We start from the raw sequence: 14,537 nt of genomic DNA, 5'->3' as shown, positions 1-14,537 counted from the left end.
TTCAGAAGGTCTGGCCGGAGAGCATGGCGAAATGCTCGACGATCGGACCGAGCGCGAGCGCCGGCAAGAACTGCAGCCCGCCGAGAATGAGGATGATACCGATCAGGAGACCGACGAAGAGGGGCGTATCGGTCGGGAACGTACCCTTGGATGCCGAGGCGCGCGTCTTGGCGGCGATCGAGCCGGCGATGGCAAGCACCGGCACGGCATAAGCGAAGCGGCCGAGCAGCATCGCAAAGCCAAGTGTCGTATTGTACCAGAGCGTGTTGCCCGAAAGCCCGCCGAAGGCAGAGCCGTTGTTGCCGGCGGCCGACGTATAGGCGTAGAGGATTTCCGAGAGCCCGTGCGGCCCGGGCGTACCGATGCTGGCGACGGCCGAGGGCGTGACGGCTGAAATGGCCGTGAAGCCGAGGATTGCAGCCGGCAGAATGAGCACGGCGAGCATCGCGTATTTCATCTCGCGCGCTTCGATCTTCTTGCCGAGCAGCTCAGGAGTGCGGCCGACCATAAGACCAGCGACGAAAACCGCGAGGATCGCGAAGACAATCATGCCGTAGAGGCCCGAGCCGACGCCGCCGGGCAGGACCTCGCCGAGCTGCATGAGGAACATCGGAACGAGACCGCCGAGGCCGGTGAACGAGCCGTGCATGCCGTTGACGCCGCCATCCGAAAGCCCGGTCGTAACCGTCGTGTAAAGCGCAGTCATCGCCTGGCCGAAGCGGACTTCCTTGCCTTCCATGTTGCCGAGAGCCGGGTCGAGACCGAGCTGCGACAGGACCGGATTTCCCCCCGCTTCGGCCCAATAGACGACCCCGACACCGATGATCAGAAATGCATAGGTGACGGCGATGAAGGCCCAGCCCTGCCGCCGGTTGCCGACGAGTTGCCCGAATGTGTAGAGCAGCGCCGCCGAAACCGACAGCATCGCGAAGATATTGAGATAATTGGAAAGCGCAGTCGGATTTTCGAACGGATGTGCGGCATTCACGTTGAAGAAGCCGCCCCCGTTGGTACCGAGCTGCTTTATCGCTTCCTGGCTGGCAACCGGGCCCAGAGCGATGGTCTGCTTCACCCCCTCGAGGGTCGTGGCCTCCACCGAGGCGCGGAACGTCTGCGGCAGGCCCATCGCCACGAAGGCGACCGCCACCAGCACGGCAAGCGGCAGGAGGACGTAGAGTGTCGAACGGGTGAGATCGACCCAGAAGTTGCCGATCGTCGGCACGGCTGAGCGGGCGAAGGAGCGGGTAACGGCAAGCGCGATCGAAATGCCGGTGGCGGCCGAAACGAAGTTCTGCACGGTCAGCCCCATCATTTGGCTGAAGTGACTGAGCGTCGTCTCCCCGCCGTAATTCTGCCAATTGGTGTTGGTGACGAAACTGACGGCGGTGTTGAAGGCGAGGTCCGGTGGCACGTTGCCGAAGCCCAGCGGGTTCAAGGGCAACCATGTCTGAAGTCTCAGGAACGCGTAAAGCAGCGCAAAGCCCGCAATGCTGAAAGCGAGCATGGAGAGCGTGTAGGCGAGCCAGCCCTGCTCCCGTGCCGGATCGATGCCGGCGGCACCATAAAGACCACGCTCCACCGGTCGGAGAATCGGCGAAAGGACATTGCGTTCGCCGGAAAGAACCGCAGCCATGTAAAGCCCCAGCGGCTTAACGACGACGAGAACGGCGAGAAAAAGGAGGCTGATCTGCAGCCATCCGATGACAGACATGAGAAGTCTCCGTGGGGTGAAGGAGCGCTCGAGCAATTCCAGGAAAAACGCGCAGCGGTTTTCCGTGCGGAGTTGCGGCAAAATGAAAGGTTGGAGCGTTTCCGCGGTTCTGAGAAAAGCGGAAATGCTCTAGAAGCGTTCCGGCCGGACAAGCGTCACGATCAGATAGACCGCGAGCGCGACGGCGACGACGAGCCCGATCAAAGCCTCGGCCATCGGACCCTCCTAAAGCCGGCTCAGGGCGCGCGCATAAAGCGCGAGCGCGGCAAGGCCGCCAATACCGGCGGCAAGGAAAAGAAAATCGGACATGGGCACTCTCCAGATTGATCCAAGATCCGGATGATGCGCCCGCGCCGCGTCAATTATCGATTGGGATGGTTTGGCGACCACATAAAGAAAAGATAAGGAATTCGGGCGAGCGTGGGACCTTCTCGACGCTGCGCCGGAAGCGCCGGTTATCGCCACCGCCGTATATGCTCGATCAAAGCTCGCATCTTTGGCGCCATGTTGCGGCGGTGAGGGAAATAAAGAAAGAAACCGGGGAATGGGGGCAGGAAATCCTGCAGCAGCGGGACGAGTTCACCGGTTTCTACGAACGGGCGGAACGTTTCTTCCGTTGCAAAGGTGATCCCGGCCCCGCAGAGGGCTGAGCGGAGCATGAAGCGCAGGTCATTGGTGGTAATCTGGGGCTCGACCGCCACGTCGAAGGGAACACCATTCTCCTCGAATTCCCACCTGTAGGGCGCGACATTCGGCGCTCGCCGCCAGCCTATGCAGCGATGATGGACCAGCTCACGCGGGTGCGCCGGCGTGCCGTGGACTGCGATATAGGCGGGGGCAGCAACGGCCAGCTCGCGCTGATCGCCCGTCAGCGGCACCGCGATCATGTCCTGCTCGATCACCTCGCCAAGCCTGACGCCCGCGTCGAAACCAGCGGCCACGATATCGAACTCCTCGTCCGTGACGGTGACGTCTATCGTCACCTTGGGATGGGCCTGAGCAAAGGAAGCGATGAGCGGACCGGAAAGGAATTGCTCGGCGATCGAGGTGACGCCGATCCGCAAGAGACCGCGGGGTTCATCACCCGCTACCCGATCGAAGCGCCGTCGCAATATCCGACAAGGGCTGCGACAGAGCCTCGCGCAGACGCTCCCCCGCTTCGGTCAGGCGAACTGAACGCGTCGTGCGGGTGACGAGCGTCGTACCAAAGGCATCTTCGAGCCGCCGCATTCCTTGGCTGACAGCCGAGCGGGTCACACCGAGGCGATCGGCGGCAGCACGGAAGTTGTCCTCCTCGGCGACAGCCAGGAAGAGCGGCAGAAGGTTCATGTCTAACATTGTAGAGTGCTGCTAACCATTGAGTTCAGTGAGCGATGGGTACCCGCGACAGTCATCAAAGTCCATCTTCTCCGTGCAACTCAAAGGACGGAGTACACCATGGACAAGGTCATTCTGATCACTGGCGCCTCCAGCGGCATCGGCGAGGGCATCGCTCGAGAGCTTGGCGCCGCCGGTGGGAAAATATTGTTGGGTGCACGCCGCCAGGCCCGTATCGAGGCCATTGCCACGGAGATTCGAGACGCAGGAGGTACCGCCCTGGCGCAGGTGCTGGACGTGACCGACCGTCACTCCATGGCAGCCTTTGCGCAGGCCGCGGTCGACACTTGGGGACGCATCGACGTCCTGGTGAACAATGCCGGCGTCATGCCGCTCTCGCCGCTTGCCGCAGTTAAGGTGGACGAGTGGGAGCGCATGATCGACGTGAACATCAAGGGCGTGCTTTGGGGCATCGGGGCCGTATTGCCAATCATGGAGGCACAGCGTAGCGGGCAGATCATCAATATCGGCTCGATCGGAGCGCTGTCGGTCGTACCCACAGCCGCGGTATATTGCGCAACGAAGTTCGCAGTCCGCGCGATCTCTGACGGACTGCGCCAGGAGAGTACCAATATCCGCGTCACCTGCGTCAATCCCGGCGTCGTCGAAAGCGAACTTGCTGGAACCATCACCCACGAGGAGACCATGGCGGCGATGGACACCTATCGCGCCATCGCGCTTCAGCCTGCCGACATCGCCCGTGCGGTCCGGCAGGTGATCGAGGCCCCGCAGAGCGTGGACACCACCGAGATCACGATCAGACCGACCGCATCGGGCAATTGACCCGGCGCGAACCGATCTCGGGGCTTTTTCCCGCGTCCCGACGAAAGGAATATTCCATGATCTTTTCCTTAATGACAGATCGCCTCGCCGGCGGCGGCCGCAAGCTGCTGATCGCCTCGGCGGTTGGGGCCAGCATGGGACCGGCGCATGCCGATACCATCGCGCCAACGGCCGATATCGAGGCGCAGAATATAACCACCGTGCGCGCGGCATTCGATAAGTGGCGAGCAGACGGCAACATCTTTGCAGAGCTTCTCGCGCCAGATGTCGTCTGGACAATCCACGGTTCCGCTCCCGTGGCCGGCACTTACCGTGGCGTCGAGGATTTCGTCGAGCGGGCCTCGGCTCCCCTGATCAGCCGTCTCGCAACCCCTCTGGTGCCAAGGGTGCATCATATCTGGGCCGATGGAGACACGGTCATCGTCCGGTTCGACGGATCGGCAACCACGACTTCGGGAGCGCCTTACAGAAATAAGTTCGTCTGGATATTCCTGATGAAGAACGGAGCGGTGGTCGAGGCCGAAGCTTTTCTCGATCTCGCCGCCTATCACGCGGTTGTCGACAACAACGAGCCGCGTTCCCAATGACCGCTGGTCGGGGCCGGAACCGAAATGTCTGTTTCGGCCCTGCGCAGCCGCAGCATAATCCCGCAATCACCGATCACGAGGAGATCGCCGTGCAGCGTACCTTTGCGACCTTGATGACCGCCGCACTCCTATGCCAATCCGTAAAAGCCGAGGAAGCCGAAATGCAGGCCAATCACCCCTATGTCGGCCTTTGGGTCACAGAAGACAGTTACATCCGCCATGAGCTCCTGCCGAATGGTCGCTATATCGAGGCCCGCGGTACGCGTGAGCGCGCCTATGAGGGACGCTACCAAGTGATGGGCACGCATATCGATTATTGGGACGATACCGGCTTTACCGCGGATGGAGATTTTATCGACGGCGTTCTGCATCACGCCGGTATGATCTTCTCTCGCGGGCGCCGGACGGGGAAACCATGAGCACTGCAGGATGTTGAGAATTCAGGCGTATCCCACCCAGCCCCTGAAGGTCATAGCCGCATAGAACAAGCGAACATCCGAGAAGCCCGCCTTGCGAAGCACCGCCTCGTCCTCCTCTGGCGAGAGAACCGATAACTTCGTGGCGATCGCCTGTCTTGCACTTTCAGCTTCGCCGGAGGCTGTTCCGCCGAACGCGACGTGACGGGCGATCCAGGTCGAGCGCTCGGGTTCCGATTGCGGGAAACTAATGTGCGCGACGACGAACGGAGCGCCCGGCACCAAACGGCGACGAATCTGTTCGAGTGTGTCGAGACGTTGAGCGCGACCAACAAAGTGGAGCGTGAGCAGGCAGACAGCCGCGTCGAACGGCCCCTCCGGTGCGGCGCCTATGTAGCCCTGCTGCAGATGGACACGCGGCAAATGGGGTCCCACCGTCTGTTCTGCGACACGAAGCATGTCCGCCGACGGGTCAATGCCGCAAAAACTCCAATCTGAATTCTCGTCGGCGAGAGCTTTGAGCTCCATACCGCCGCCGGCGCCGAGCACCAAAACTCGCGCTTGCACCGGCGCACGTTCCGCGACCAACATCGACGTCATGCGATGGAGAGCGGCCAACCCAGGTACTTTCCTCGACGTCCCTTCGACGTACGAACTGGCATGCGCCGCGGTAAAAGCTGGACCATTGACGCTGGGAAATCTCATTCTGCGGTCACTCTCACTCATGTAACAACCTATGTTACATGATGCCCATTTCGTCAAGTCGCGTCTTCTAGGAAGGCGCCTGCTTCAATGCCGCCATTCATGAACTCCGTTCATAGGCCTTATCGGGATCGGGACGGTAGTCACACGCGCTACCCGCCCTAACTCACTTGTGAACGCGCCTGCCGGATCATTTCTCGGGCTTGGTTGTTGCGCGTTCGCGGCTCACGGCCGCTTGGTCCCAATGCATGTCGCCAGAGGTGTGCAGCGGTTTTTGCGACTACGGCATGCACAACAAGACCTAAAGCGCGGCGTATAAATCCTAGGGATGCGACGCGCTTTAGACCTTTCGTCATCAAGACATGGAGTTGGATATGCAAAGTCCTGGCGCACTTGAAATCTCGCGGCGCGACCTGCTCGCCGCCTCGGCCGCTACCGTGACAGTGGTGAGCGCACACTCGCTCGGTCACGCGCAGACCAATGCCTCCACCGCACCCCAGAGCACGAAGGTCACATTCACGGTGAACGACGAACGCCGGGAGCTTCAGCTCGATAACCGAACGACGCTTCTCGACGCGCTGCGCGAGCATCTGCATTTGACGGGTACCAAGAAGGGGTGCGACCACGGTCAGTGCGGAGCGTGCACGGTTCTCATTGAAGGCCGCCGCGTCAACGCGTGCCTGACGCTCGCCATCATGCACGAGGGCGACAGCATCACCACGCTCGAAGGCTTGGGGCAGCCGGAGAACCTCCATCCGATGCAGGCCGCCTTTGTCAAACACGACGGGTTCCAGTGTGGCTACTGCACGCCCGGCCAGATCTGTTCCTCCGTTGCAATGCTCAATGAAATCAAGGCCAATATTCCAAGCCATGTGACCGTGGATCTCACGGCGCCGGCCGAAATCACGCCCGCCGAGATCCGCGAGCGCATGAGCGGCAATATCTGTCGTTGCGGCGCCTATTCGAACATCGTCGAAGCCATCACAGAAGTCGCTGGGAGGAAGGCATGAAAGCTTTCAGTTACGAGCGCGTCTCGTCGATCGAAGCGGCGGCGCGGGCCGCGGCCGCCACAGATGGCGCGAAATTCATCGCCGGCGGCACCAATCTCCTGGATCTGATGAAGCTGGAGATCGAGACGCCGACACATCTCGTAGATGTCAACGGACTGGGTCTGGACAGGATCGAAGCTACGCGGGAAGGGGGTCTGCGTATCGGCGCCCTGGTCCGCAATACGGATCTTGCCGCCGACGAACGGGTCCGCCGTGATTACGCTCTTCTGTCGCGCGCCCTGCTCGCGGGGGCATCGGGACAGTTGCGCAACAGGGCGACGACCGCGGGCAATCTGCTTCAACGCACCCGCTGTCCGTATTTCTACGATACCAACCAGCCGTGCAATAAGAGGCAACCGGGCAGCGGCTGTTCGGCTCTCGCCGGCTTCAGCCGCCAGCTTGCGGTGGTTGGCGTCAGCGATGCCTGCATTGCCAGCCACCCGAGCGACATGGCGGTCGCCATGCGCGCCCTCGACGCCGTCGTGGAGACCGTGCGAGCCGACGGCACGACGCGCAGCATCCCGATGGGAGATCTTCATCGCCTGCCCGGTGACACGCCGCATATCGAACATGTCCTTGAGCGAGGCGAGTTGATCACCGCGGTCGTCCTGCCGAAGCCGGCTGGCGGCAAGCAGATCTATCGCAAAGTTCGTGACCGGGCCTCCTACGCCTTTGCGCTCGTCTCCGTCGGCGCCGTCGTGCAGCCGGATGGGACTGGCCGCGTCGCCGTTGGCGGTATCGCGCCGAAACCATGGCGTGACGAGGCGGCCGAAAAGGAGCTGGCGAACGGAGCAAAGGCGGTGGCCGCAATGCTTCTTGCCGGTGCCCGCCCGACGGAACAGAACGCCTTCAAGCTCACGCTTGTCGAACGCGCGCTGCGCGCGGTTCTTGTCGAAGCGAAGGGATGAGATGATGAGATTCGACACACCAGCAACGACGAACCCGATTGATCAGGGCAAGGTAATCGGCAAGCCCATCACCCGCATCGACGGTCCGCTCAAGACCACCGGCAAAGCAATTTATGCCTATGAGTGGCATGATCCGAATACCCGCTATGCCTATGGCTATATCGTCGGTTCGGCAATCGCCAAGGGCCGGATCAGGTCGATGGATGTCGCGGCCGCGAGGAATGCTCCCGGCGTGATAGCGGTCGTCACCTCCGATGGCGTGGGGGAACTGAAGAAGGGCAAATATAACACCGCCAAGCTCTTCGGCGGCACCGAAATTCAGCACTACCACCAGGCGATCGCCGTCGTGGTCGCCGAAACATTCGAGGAGGCCCGCGCCGCCGCCGCGCTCGTCAAGGTCGATTATGCCGAGGAAAAAGGCGCCTTCGATCTGGCCGCGGCGAAGGACAGCGCTGTCGAGCCGGAAGGCGGCGGAGACTCCGGGGCGGGCGACTTTGATGCCGCCTTCGAAGCAGCCCCCGTCAAGTTAGACCAGATCTATACCACCCCGGACCAGTCGCATGCCATGATGGAGCCGCACGCTTCCATCGCCGCGTGGAACGGCGACGACCTGACGGTCTGGACATCGAGCCAGATGATCGACTGGTGGCGGACTGACCTCGCGACGACGCTTGGGATCGACAAGGACAAGGTGCATCTCATGTCGCCGTTCATTGGTGGAGGCTTCGGGGTGAAGCTGTTCCTGCGCGCGGATGCGGTGTTGGCGGCGCTTGCCGCGCGTGAAGCAAAGCGCCCCGTAAAGGTCGCCCTCCCCCGCCCCTTCCTGATGAACAACACCACACATCGCCCGGCGACGATCCAGAGGATCAGAATCGGTGCAGGGCGCGACGGCAAGATCACGGCGATCGCGCATGAAAGCTGGTCCGGGGACCTTCCGGGCGGTGGTCCCGAAGTGGCCGTCCAGCAGACTCGCCTGCTTTATGCCGGCGAGAACCGGATGACAGCCATGCGGCTTGCGACACTCGATCTTCCAGAAGGAAACGCGATGCGCGCTCCCGGCGAGGCGCCCGGCATGATGGCGCTGGAGATCGCCATCGACGAAATGGCCGAAAGGTTGGGTCTCGATCCCGTCGAATTCCGGATCATCAACGACACCCAGGTCGACCCGGAGAAGCCCGAACGGCCCTTCTCGCACCGCAATCTCGTCGGCTGCCTGCGCACCGGCGCGGAGCGCTTCGGCTGGCGAGACCGGAGCAAGCAACCTGGCGCTCGGCGCGAAGGAAACTGGCTGATCGGCATGGGAGTGGCCGCGGCCTTCCGCAACAATCTTGTGCTGAACTCCGGCGCCCGCGTCCGGCTCGACCGCGAGGGCATCGTCACCGTCGAGACCGATATGACCGATATCGGCACGGGCAGTTACACGATCATCGCCCAGACGGCGGCCGAAATGCTTGGTGTCCCGATCGAGAAGGTCGCCGTAAGCCTGGGAGATTCGCGCTTCCCTGTTTCCTCGGGTTCGGGCGGGCAGTTCGGAGGAAACTGCTCCACCGCCGGCGTATACGCGGCCTGCGCCAAGCTGCGGGAAGCCGTGGCGCAGAAGCTCGGTTTCAACAGCGCCGACGACCTGATCTTCGCAGAAGGTGAAGTCCGGTCGGGAGACCGGCGCATGCCGCTCGCGCAAGCTGCCGGCGATGAGGGGCTCGTGGCGGAGGACCAGATAGAATTTGGTGACCTCACCAAGACCCATCAGCAATCCACCTTCGGCGCTCATTTCGTCGAGGTCGCGGTCGATGTCGCAACAGGAGAGACACGGATCCGGCGAATGCTGGCGGTCTGCGCCGCCGGCCGGATCCTCAATCCGATCACCGCACGCAGCCAGGTGATCGGTGCGATGACAATGGGCGTCGGCGGCGCCCTGTCGGAGGAGCTCGTCGTCGACAAGGAGCGCGGCTTCTTCGTCAATCACGATCTCGCCGCTTACGAGGTGCCAGTGCACGCCGACATTCCGCATCAGGAGGTCGTCTTCCTCAACGAGACCGACCCGATGTCCTCGCCGATGAAGGCCAAGGGTATCGCCGAGCTCGGGATCTGCGGTGTCGCGGCAGCTGTCGCGAACGCTATCTACAATGCGACCGCCATAAGGGTACGGCAGTATCCCATCACGCTCGACAAGCTGATCAACGAGCTTCCGGAAATCAGCTAAAACAGCGATAGGCCGAGGACGCGTGGTGCTCGTCTCCACACGCCCTCGGCAACTCCTTTGGAGTGGCGGTCGTCCACATCTATTTCGAGCAACTTTACGGCTAAGAAGGCGATGGAGGTTCGGGTAGAATAGACAGCGCTATAGCGAGAGGAAATGAATGCCGGTGGGCGGAGAGCCAGAGGAAGGTGACAGGAGCGGTGGGGCACTTGCCCCCACCCCCGGCGGCCGCGTTCGCAAAATCATCCATATCGACATGGACGCATTTTATGCTTCGGTTGAGCAGCGCGACAATCCGGAGCTTCGAGGCAAACCGGTCGCAGTCGGTTATCCGGAGGCGCGCGGGGTGGTGGCGGCCGCAAGCTACGAGGCGCGCAAGTTCGGCGTTCACTCGGCTATGCCCTCGGTGACGGCCAAGCGCAAATGTCCGGACCTGATCTTCGTTCCGCACCGCTTCGACGTCTACCGGGCCGTCTCGCGGCAAATCCAGGCGATCTTCGCCGAATACACGCCGTTGATCGAACCATTGTCGCTGGACGAGGCCTACCTCGACGTCACCGAGAACTTGAAGGGACTGAGGCTCGCAACCGAGATCGCCGAAGAGATTCGCACCAGGATCAAGGCCGAGACGCACCTCACGGCATCCGCCGGCGTCTCCTACAACAAGTTCCTTGCGAAGATGGCGTCGGATCAGCGCAAGCCCGATGGGTTGTTCGTCATCACGCCGAAGCGCGGTCCAGAATTCGTGCAGGCGCTTCCTGTCAAAAAGTTTCACGGCGTCGGACCGGCAACGGCCGAGAAGATGAAAAGGCTTGGGATCGAAACCGGCGCCGATCTCAAATCCCGTGATCTCGCCTTCCTTCAGCAGCATTTCGGCAAGTCGGGGCCGTATTTCTACTGGATCGCCCGCGGCATTGACGAGCGTGAGGTCAAGCCCGACCGCATCCGAAAATCGATCGGCGCCGAGGATACGTTTCGGGAGGATGTTCATGATCTTGAAACGGCCCGCGCGGGCCTCAAGCCTCTGATCGACAAGGTCTGGCACTATTGTGAAGCCAGCGGCATTCGCGGCAAGACCATGACACTGAAGGTGAAGTGGGCAGATTTCACGCAGATCACCAGAAGCAAGACCATCGTCGCGCCGATAGCGAGCGTCGCAGAAATGCGCGAAATCGCGGAGCTGCTCCTGTCACCAATCTTTCCAGTCCCAAAAGGCATTCGGTTGCTCGGGGTCACGCTCTCGTCTCTCGATACGGTGGACGATCGGAGCGAGCCGCAGCTCGCCCTGGCGCTGTGACGCAGTCTTCGGGCTGACCAGAAACGAAAAAGCCTACCGCGGGAGGAGGTGCGGCAGGCTTTTCCAAAAGAACCGATCAGCATTCCGGGAGGAGGAGTAGCGCTGATCCCGCAAGCGAACTCGGGAGGAGGAAAGGTCGCTCGCATATCGAAGCTCTGCGGGAGGAGGTGCATCGCTTCGATGAATTGACTATACAACAGTCTCGCTCCGATCGTAGAGCGGAATTCGCAACCCAGCCATGCAGCATGCGCGAGGCGAAGCTCGTGGCCGAGAGCGTTTTCGGCGGTCTGCCGCTGCAAAGTAAAAATAAAATCCTGAATGACCAAGCAGGAAACTTTATCGGCATCCGTGAGAAAAATACCAAGAATATGGGAAGTCGTCACTCTAGTAAAATCCGGAGACGTTGAAAAAATTCGCGTTGATTTTCTGGCTTCTCATCAGGAATACCTTGATAAATCTTGGTTTCGCCATATTTATGCCCCAACGATTAACCGTACTCATTGACGGGCGTGGCTCTAACGTCCTACCATCAACTCTCCGATAATCGATCTACTCCTCAAAGGCGCAAACCTTCTCTGCTGCTGAAGTACTAAGGTATGGCGGCACTTATTCGTGCTGCCGTGGAGTCAAACAAGCTCCGCGGGTCGTGATCGAATGTTGCGAAGGTCGCTTCAGAAGGAAGCGAGCGGTCCGGACGGAATACCGTTACGACACTTTTCCTGGAAGTGCTCTGACCGTTCTGGGTCCCAGACAACTCACAGGGAGGAAACAAAAGTCATGAAATCTTATGTTGAAAGCTTCGGATACCAATTCAATCCAGTCGACTTCGCGATCAGGTCGACGCCAGCAGTCTGCATTGGAATGATTGTCTTTATTACCCTTTACGACGTGTTCTGGTAAGCGGACCGTGGCGGAGTGAGTCCGCATCTCCAGCGACCTGAAACCGCACGCACTTTCCCTCATCCCCGCTGCAGCCTCAGCCGCGCCTGAAATAGGTAGGAACGGTCGGTGAACATGGCGGAATGATACCCCGCCAATAACCCCTCCGCGGCAGCGACGGCATGGTATAATGCCGGCTCGTTACAACGCCTCGAACATCGTTACCCAGGTTCAACCATCGGTGCAGGAACTGCTGCATCGGTGGCTCGTTCTCACTTTGTGTAGAGTGGAGTACGTTCGAATGACTAGATGGAATTATCAGGAACCGGAACATCACGTCTCAACGGGACTGCCCGTAAGCATTCTGCTGCTGTCGGTCCTCGGAATATCAGCCTACCTGCTGGTCGGGAACTCGTTGACTGGTGGCGAGCACGTCGGCTCGAAAGTCTATCTGCCTGTCGCGCAAACACAGGATCGTTGAGGAAAGACTTTTCGAGAGGTCGCCCGGACAGGTGAGAGCCATCGGTTGCCGCCGAAAAGGCAGGCACCGGTTTCGTCAGGCTTATCCATGAATTACTGCTCATGTAGTCAGTTGGCGTTCCCACCGAATCGGAGGTGCTGGAACAACGAGGTCTCCGAGAGAGTTTCTCGGTGCAACGAACATGGTAAATTTTCATGCGTCTCGTCATCTTAGTTATAGTCGCCTCGATTATCAGCATACTTGCTTTCAAGTACGTCAATAATTCCTTGGGGAATGCACCCATAGCGGCCACAGCCGAACAACTGTCTGAAGGCTAACGGACTGTCGCGGTCTCAAATACAGACACCCGAGGGTTTTCGGGAGATTTTGTTGCCGATATATGCGAAAGTCGCATTGCGTCACGCAAGCAGGGCGGCGGCAACATGTCTCAATCCAGGATTTGCAAGGGATGCTGGGAGCAGATGCGTATTCCCGTGCCCCTGCGCGGGCCGGCTTCCATTCCCTTCCGCGCCTTTGGCATCCGCCCGAGCCGGATGAACCCGAATACCTGCACGATCTGTGAACTAATGTTCACGCGCGTGATGAAAGCCCGCAAGATCACTGTTGACGTCTCCGTCCTTTTTGCAGATCTGCGAGGCTACACGGCGCTTTCGCAATCGCTCTCGGCCGATATTGTTTCGTCGCTGCTGGATGATTTCTACGATGAATGTGCCGCGGCGATTTGGGAGTTCGACGGCCTTCTTAACAAGACGGTCGGGGACGCGATCATGGCAATCTTCAACTTTCCGATCCCCCACCAGGATCACGCTGAGCGCGCTGTGCTCGCGGCGCGGGAGATCCAGCGCCGATGCCAATTGCGCCGTGAGTTTCGCTTGGCGGAAGGTGCCGGCCTGGACGGAAGTGAGCTCGGGGTTGGCATCGGCATCGACACCGGTGAGGCCAGCTTCGGAGAGTTCGGCCGATCGCACCGCGACCTGACTGCTATCGGTACGGTTGTGAATACTGCCGCTCGGGCCCAATCCGCCGCCGAGGCGGGGCGAATCCTCGTGACCAGGGCCGTTTGCGAGCGCGCGCAGAGCCAAACGGCGGCAAGCGAGGGCCGAGAATACCGCCTCAAGGGCTTTGAGAAGCCGATTGAGCTTTATGCCATCTGAGAAACCGGTGTTCAGAGAAACCCGGTAAGTTCGAGCGTCTGATAGCCTGCCAAAAGCGTGATCAAAGATCCGACGAGCCGCAGAAGCGTTTTCTCTTGCAGTGCCTTGACCACCCATCCTGCAAAAGGCGCCGCCAGCACGCCGCCCGTAATCAGCCCGCCTATGGATGTAAGATGATCGCGGAAATCGCCAGCCTGTTCCCAGTGACCGGTTAGAACCGTGGCCAGGAAGCTCAGAGACACTGAAAGTGCGATCAGAAACTCGCTCGCATTGACGGTCCCGATGACGAAGCGCGGCTGTCCACCGGCGCCGAGCAGACCGGTGGTCGCAACGGGTCCCCATCCGCCGCCACCAGCGGCATCCAGGAACCCCGCGGTTGCGCCGAGCGGTGCCACGATCCTCAGCTTGACCGGGTTTGTGGGAATGCGATGAAAGGAGCGGTAAAGCAGCCAGGCTCCAATCACTGCAAGATAGGCCGTGACGAAAGGCTTGACCTGATCTCCGTCAAACGAGGTCACCACGAAGGCACCCAGCATGCCACCGGCGATGCCAAAGGGAATGAGCCGCCAGAACAGCTTCCAATCGATGTTGCGGTGATAGAGATGGGCCGATCCGGAAGCGGCAGTGGTGAACAATTCCGCCGCATGGGCTGACGCCGACGCCTGGGCAGGCGGCACGCCGAAGGCAAGAAGCACCGTCGAGCAGATGACGCCGTAGGCCATGCCTAGAGCACCATCGATCACCTGAGCGAGAAAGCCGACCAACGCGAACAGGATAAATTCTTCCATGAACAGCTCCGGGTTGACGGCTCGACCACCCCGCACAAGGAAGCCTCACATGTGCCTTGGCACACGGAGGCTTCCTTGGGCACTTCTGTCTTGATGCTCCTTCGCAAGTTGGAAACGAACGCACGTCGGGCTTGTTCCGCGAAGGCAATACGACACCTGTCGCGCTCACCCGGCAGATATGAAACTTCTGCGAGATAACCCAGCA

Annotated in this window: 14 protein-coding genes and 1 pseudogene; 11 read left to right on the top strand and 4 right to left on the bottom strand. The window is 60.5% G+C overall.

Annotated elements, in window-relative coordinates; all coding sequences use genetic code 11:
- Position 1: 1 nt before the first annotated feature.
- A complete protein-coding gene (gene kdpA, locus JOH52_RS32445; protein ID WP_014530902.1) occupies positions 2–1,711 on the bottom strand; it encodes a potassium-transporting ATPase subunit KdpA in 1,710 nt (569 codons plus the stop codon).
- A 90-nt stretch (positions 1,712–1,801) separates the two neighbouring features.
- Between kdpA and JOH52_RS36835 the strand changes: the two genes are divergently transcribed.
- The gene (locus JOH52_RS36835) at positions 1,802–2,038 is read left to right on the top strand and encodes a hypothetical protein (protein WP_234704615.1); all 237 of its coding nucleotides are present in this window, start codon (positions 1,802–1,804) and stop codon (positions 2,036–2,038) included.
- A 128-nt stretch (positions 2,039–2,166) separates the two neighbouring features.
- Here the strand turns inward: JOH52_RS36835 and JOH52_RS32435 are convergent.
- Positions 2,167–3,049, bottom strand: a pseudogene (locus tag JOH52_RS32435) (LysR family transcriptional regulator).
- Between the two features lie 99 nt (positions 3,050–3,148).
- Here JOH52_RS32435 and JOH52_RS32430 point away from each other — a divergent pair.
- Genes JOH52_RS32430 through JOH52_RS32420 form a run of 3 tightly spaced genes read left to right on the top strand, consistent with a single transcriptional unit; the run spans position 3,149 to position 4,877 of the window.
- Positions 3,149–3,871 carry an SDR family oxidoreductase gene (locus tag JOH52_RS32430; protein ID WP_013845194.1) on the top strand — a complete coding sequence of 241 codons (723 nt, stop codon included), beginning with the start codon at positions 3,149–3,151 and terminating at the stop codon, positions 3,869–3,871.
- 56 nt (positions 3,872–3,927) lie between these two features.
- Complete coding sequence (locus tag JOH52_RS32425; RefSeq protein WP_014530897.1) at positions 3,928–4,458, top strand: nuclear transport factor 2 family protein; 531 nt, start codon at positions 3,928–3,930, stop codon at positions 4,456–4,458.
- The gene (locus tag JOH52_RS32420) at positions 4,455–4,877 is read left to right on the top strand and encodes an Atu4866 domain-containing protein (protein ID WP_014530896.1); all 423 of its coding nucleotides are present in this window, start codon (positions 4,455–4,457) and stop codon (positions 4,875–4,877) included. Before JOH52_RS32425 ends, JOH52_RS32420 begins: the two co-directional genes overlap by 4 nt.
- Positions 4,878–4,898: 21 nt before the next feature.
- Here the strand turns inward: JOH52_RS32420 and JOH52_RS32415 are convergent, their stop codons facing one another.
- Positions 4,899–5,579, bottom strand: a complete 681-nt coding sequence (locus JOH52_RS32415) for a class I SAM-dependent methyltransferase (RefSeq protein ID WP_014528125.1) — start codon at positions 5,577–5,579, stop codon at positions 4,899–4,901.
- Positions 5,580–5,950: 371 nt separating this feature from the next.
- Between JOH52_RS32415 and paoA the strand changes: the two genes are divergently transcribed.
- The 7 genes from paoA to JOH52_RS32380 all read left to right on the top strand — a co-directional run bounded on the left by paoA (position 5,951) and on the right by JOH52_RS32380 (position 13,544).
- A complete protein-coding gene (gene paoA / locus JOH52_RS32410; protein WP_014530894.1) occupies positions 5,951–6,586 on the top strand; it encodes an aldehyde dehydrogenase iron-sulfur subunit PaoA in 636 nt (211 codons plus the stop codon).
- Positions 6,583–7,533: an FAD binding domain-containing protein gene (locus JOH52_RS32405; protein WP_013845189.1), complete on the top strand. Its 951-nt coding sequence runs from the start codon at positions 6,583–6,585 to the stop codon at positions 7,531–7,533. The genes paoA and JOH52_RS32405 overlap by 4 nt, the downstream gene beginning before the upstream one ends.
- A 4-nt stretch (positions 7,534–7,537) precedes the next feature.
- Complete coding sequence (gene paoC, locus JOH52_RS32400; RefSeq protein WP_033043709.1) at positions 7,538–9,736, top strand: aldehyde oxidoreductase molybdenum-binding subunit PaoC; 2,199 nt, start codon at positions 7,538–7,540, stop codon at positions 9,734–9,736.
- A gap of 157 nt (positions 9,737–9,893) precedes the next feature.
- Positions 9,894–11,030, top strand: a complete 1,137-nt coding sequence (gene dinB, locus JOH52_RS32395; protein ID WP_017265761.1) for a DNA polymerase IV — start codon at positions 9,894–9,896, stop codon at positions 11,028–11,030.
- Positions 11,031–11,348: 318 nt separating this feature from the next.
- A complete protein-coding gene (locus JOH52_RS32390) occupies positions 11,349–11,534 on the top strand; it encodes a hypothetical protein (protein ID WP_153530101.1) in 186 nt (61 codons plus the stop codon).
- Between the two features lie 676 nt (positions 11,535–12,210).
- On the top strand, positions 12,211–12,390 hold the full coding sequence (locus tag JOH52_RS32385) for a hypothetical protein (protein WP_013845185.1): 180 nt from the start codon (positions 12,211–12,213) through the stop codon (positions 12,388–12,390).
- A 422-nt stretch (positions 12,391–12,812) separates the two neighbouring features.
- On the top strand, positions 12,813–13,544 hold the full coding sequence (locus JOH52_RS32380) for an adenylate/guanylate cyclase domain-containing protein (protein ID WP_013845184.1): 732 nt from the start codon (positions 12,813–12,815) through the stop codon (positions 13,542–13,544).
- Between the two features lie 11 nt (positions 13,545–13,555).
- Here the strand turns inward: JOH52_RS32380 and JOH52_RS32375 are convergent, their stop codons facing one another.
- A complete protein-coding gene (locus JOH52_RS32375) occupies positions 13,556–14,332 on the bottom strand; it encodes a sulfite exporter TauE/SafE family protein (protein WP_014530888.1) in 777 nt (258 codons plus the stop codon).
- Positions 14,333–14,537 lie beyond the last annotated feature (205 nt).

Source organism: Sinorhizobium meliloti, from assembly GCF_017876815.1.
Classification (GTDB): Bacteria; Pseudomonadota; Alphaproteobacteria; order Rhizobiales; family Rhizobiaceae; genus Sinorhizobium; species Sinorhizobium meliloti.
Note: the sequence above shows the minus strand (reverse complement) of the source record. Positions and strands in the feature narration are given on the sequence as shown.

Coding starts and splice junctions, on each gene's coding strand:
- JOH52_RS32415 (WP_014528125.1), bottom strand. CDS start 5,579: ATGAGATTTCCCAGCGTCAATGGTCCAGCTTTTACCGCGGCGCATGCC.
- kdpA (WP_014530902.1), bottom strand. CDS start 1,711: ATGTCTGTCATCGGATGGCTGCAGATCAGCCTCCTTTTTCTCGCCGTT.
- paoC (WP_033043709.1), top strand. CDS start 7,538: ATGAGATTCGACACACCAGCAACGACGAACCCGATTGATCAGGGCAAG.
- JOH52_RS32380 (WP_013845184.1), top strand. CDS start 12,813: ATGTCTCAATCCAGGATTTGCAAGGGATGCTGGGAGCAGATGCGTATT.
- JOH52_RS32425 (WP_014530897.1), top strand. CDS start 3,928: ATGATCTTTTCCTTAATGACAGATCGCCTCGCCGGCGGCGGCCGCAAG.
- dinB (WP_017265761.1), top strand. CDS start 9,894: ATGCCGGTGGGCGGAGAGCCAGAGGAAGGTGACAGGAGCGGTGGGGCA.
- JOH52_RS32420 (WP_014530896.1), top strand. CDS start 4,455: ATGACCGCTGGTCGGGGCCGGAACCGAAATGTCTGTTTCGGCCCTGCG.
- JOH52_RS32430 (WP_013845194.1), top strand. CDS start 3,149: ATGGACAAGGTCATTCTGATCACTGGCGCCTCCAGCGGCATCGGCGAG.
- JOH52_RS32405 (WP_013845189.1), top strand. CDS start 6,583: ATGAAAGCTTTCAGTTACGAGCGCGTCTCGTCGATCGAAGCGGCGGCG.
- JOH52_RS32385 (WP_013845185.1), top strand. CDS start 12,211: ATGACTAGATGGAATTATCAGGAACCGGAACATCACGTCTCAACGGGA.
- JOH52_RS32375 (WP_014530888.1), bottom strand. CDS start 14,332: ATGGAAGAATTTATCCTGTTCGCGTTGGTCGGCTTTCTCGCTCAGGTG.
- paoA (WP_014530894.1), top strand. CDS start 5,951: ATGCAAAGTCCTGGCGCACTTGAAATCTCGCGGCGCGACCTGCTCGCC.
- JOH52_RS32390 (WP_153530101.1), top strand. CDS start 11,349: ATGACCAAGCAGGAAACTTTATCGGCATCCGTGAGAAAAATACCAAGA.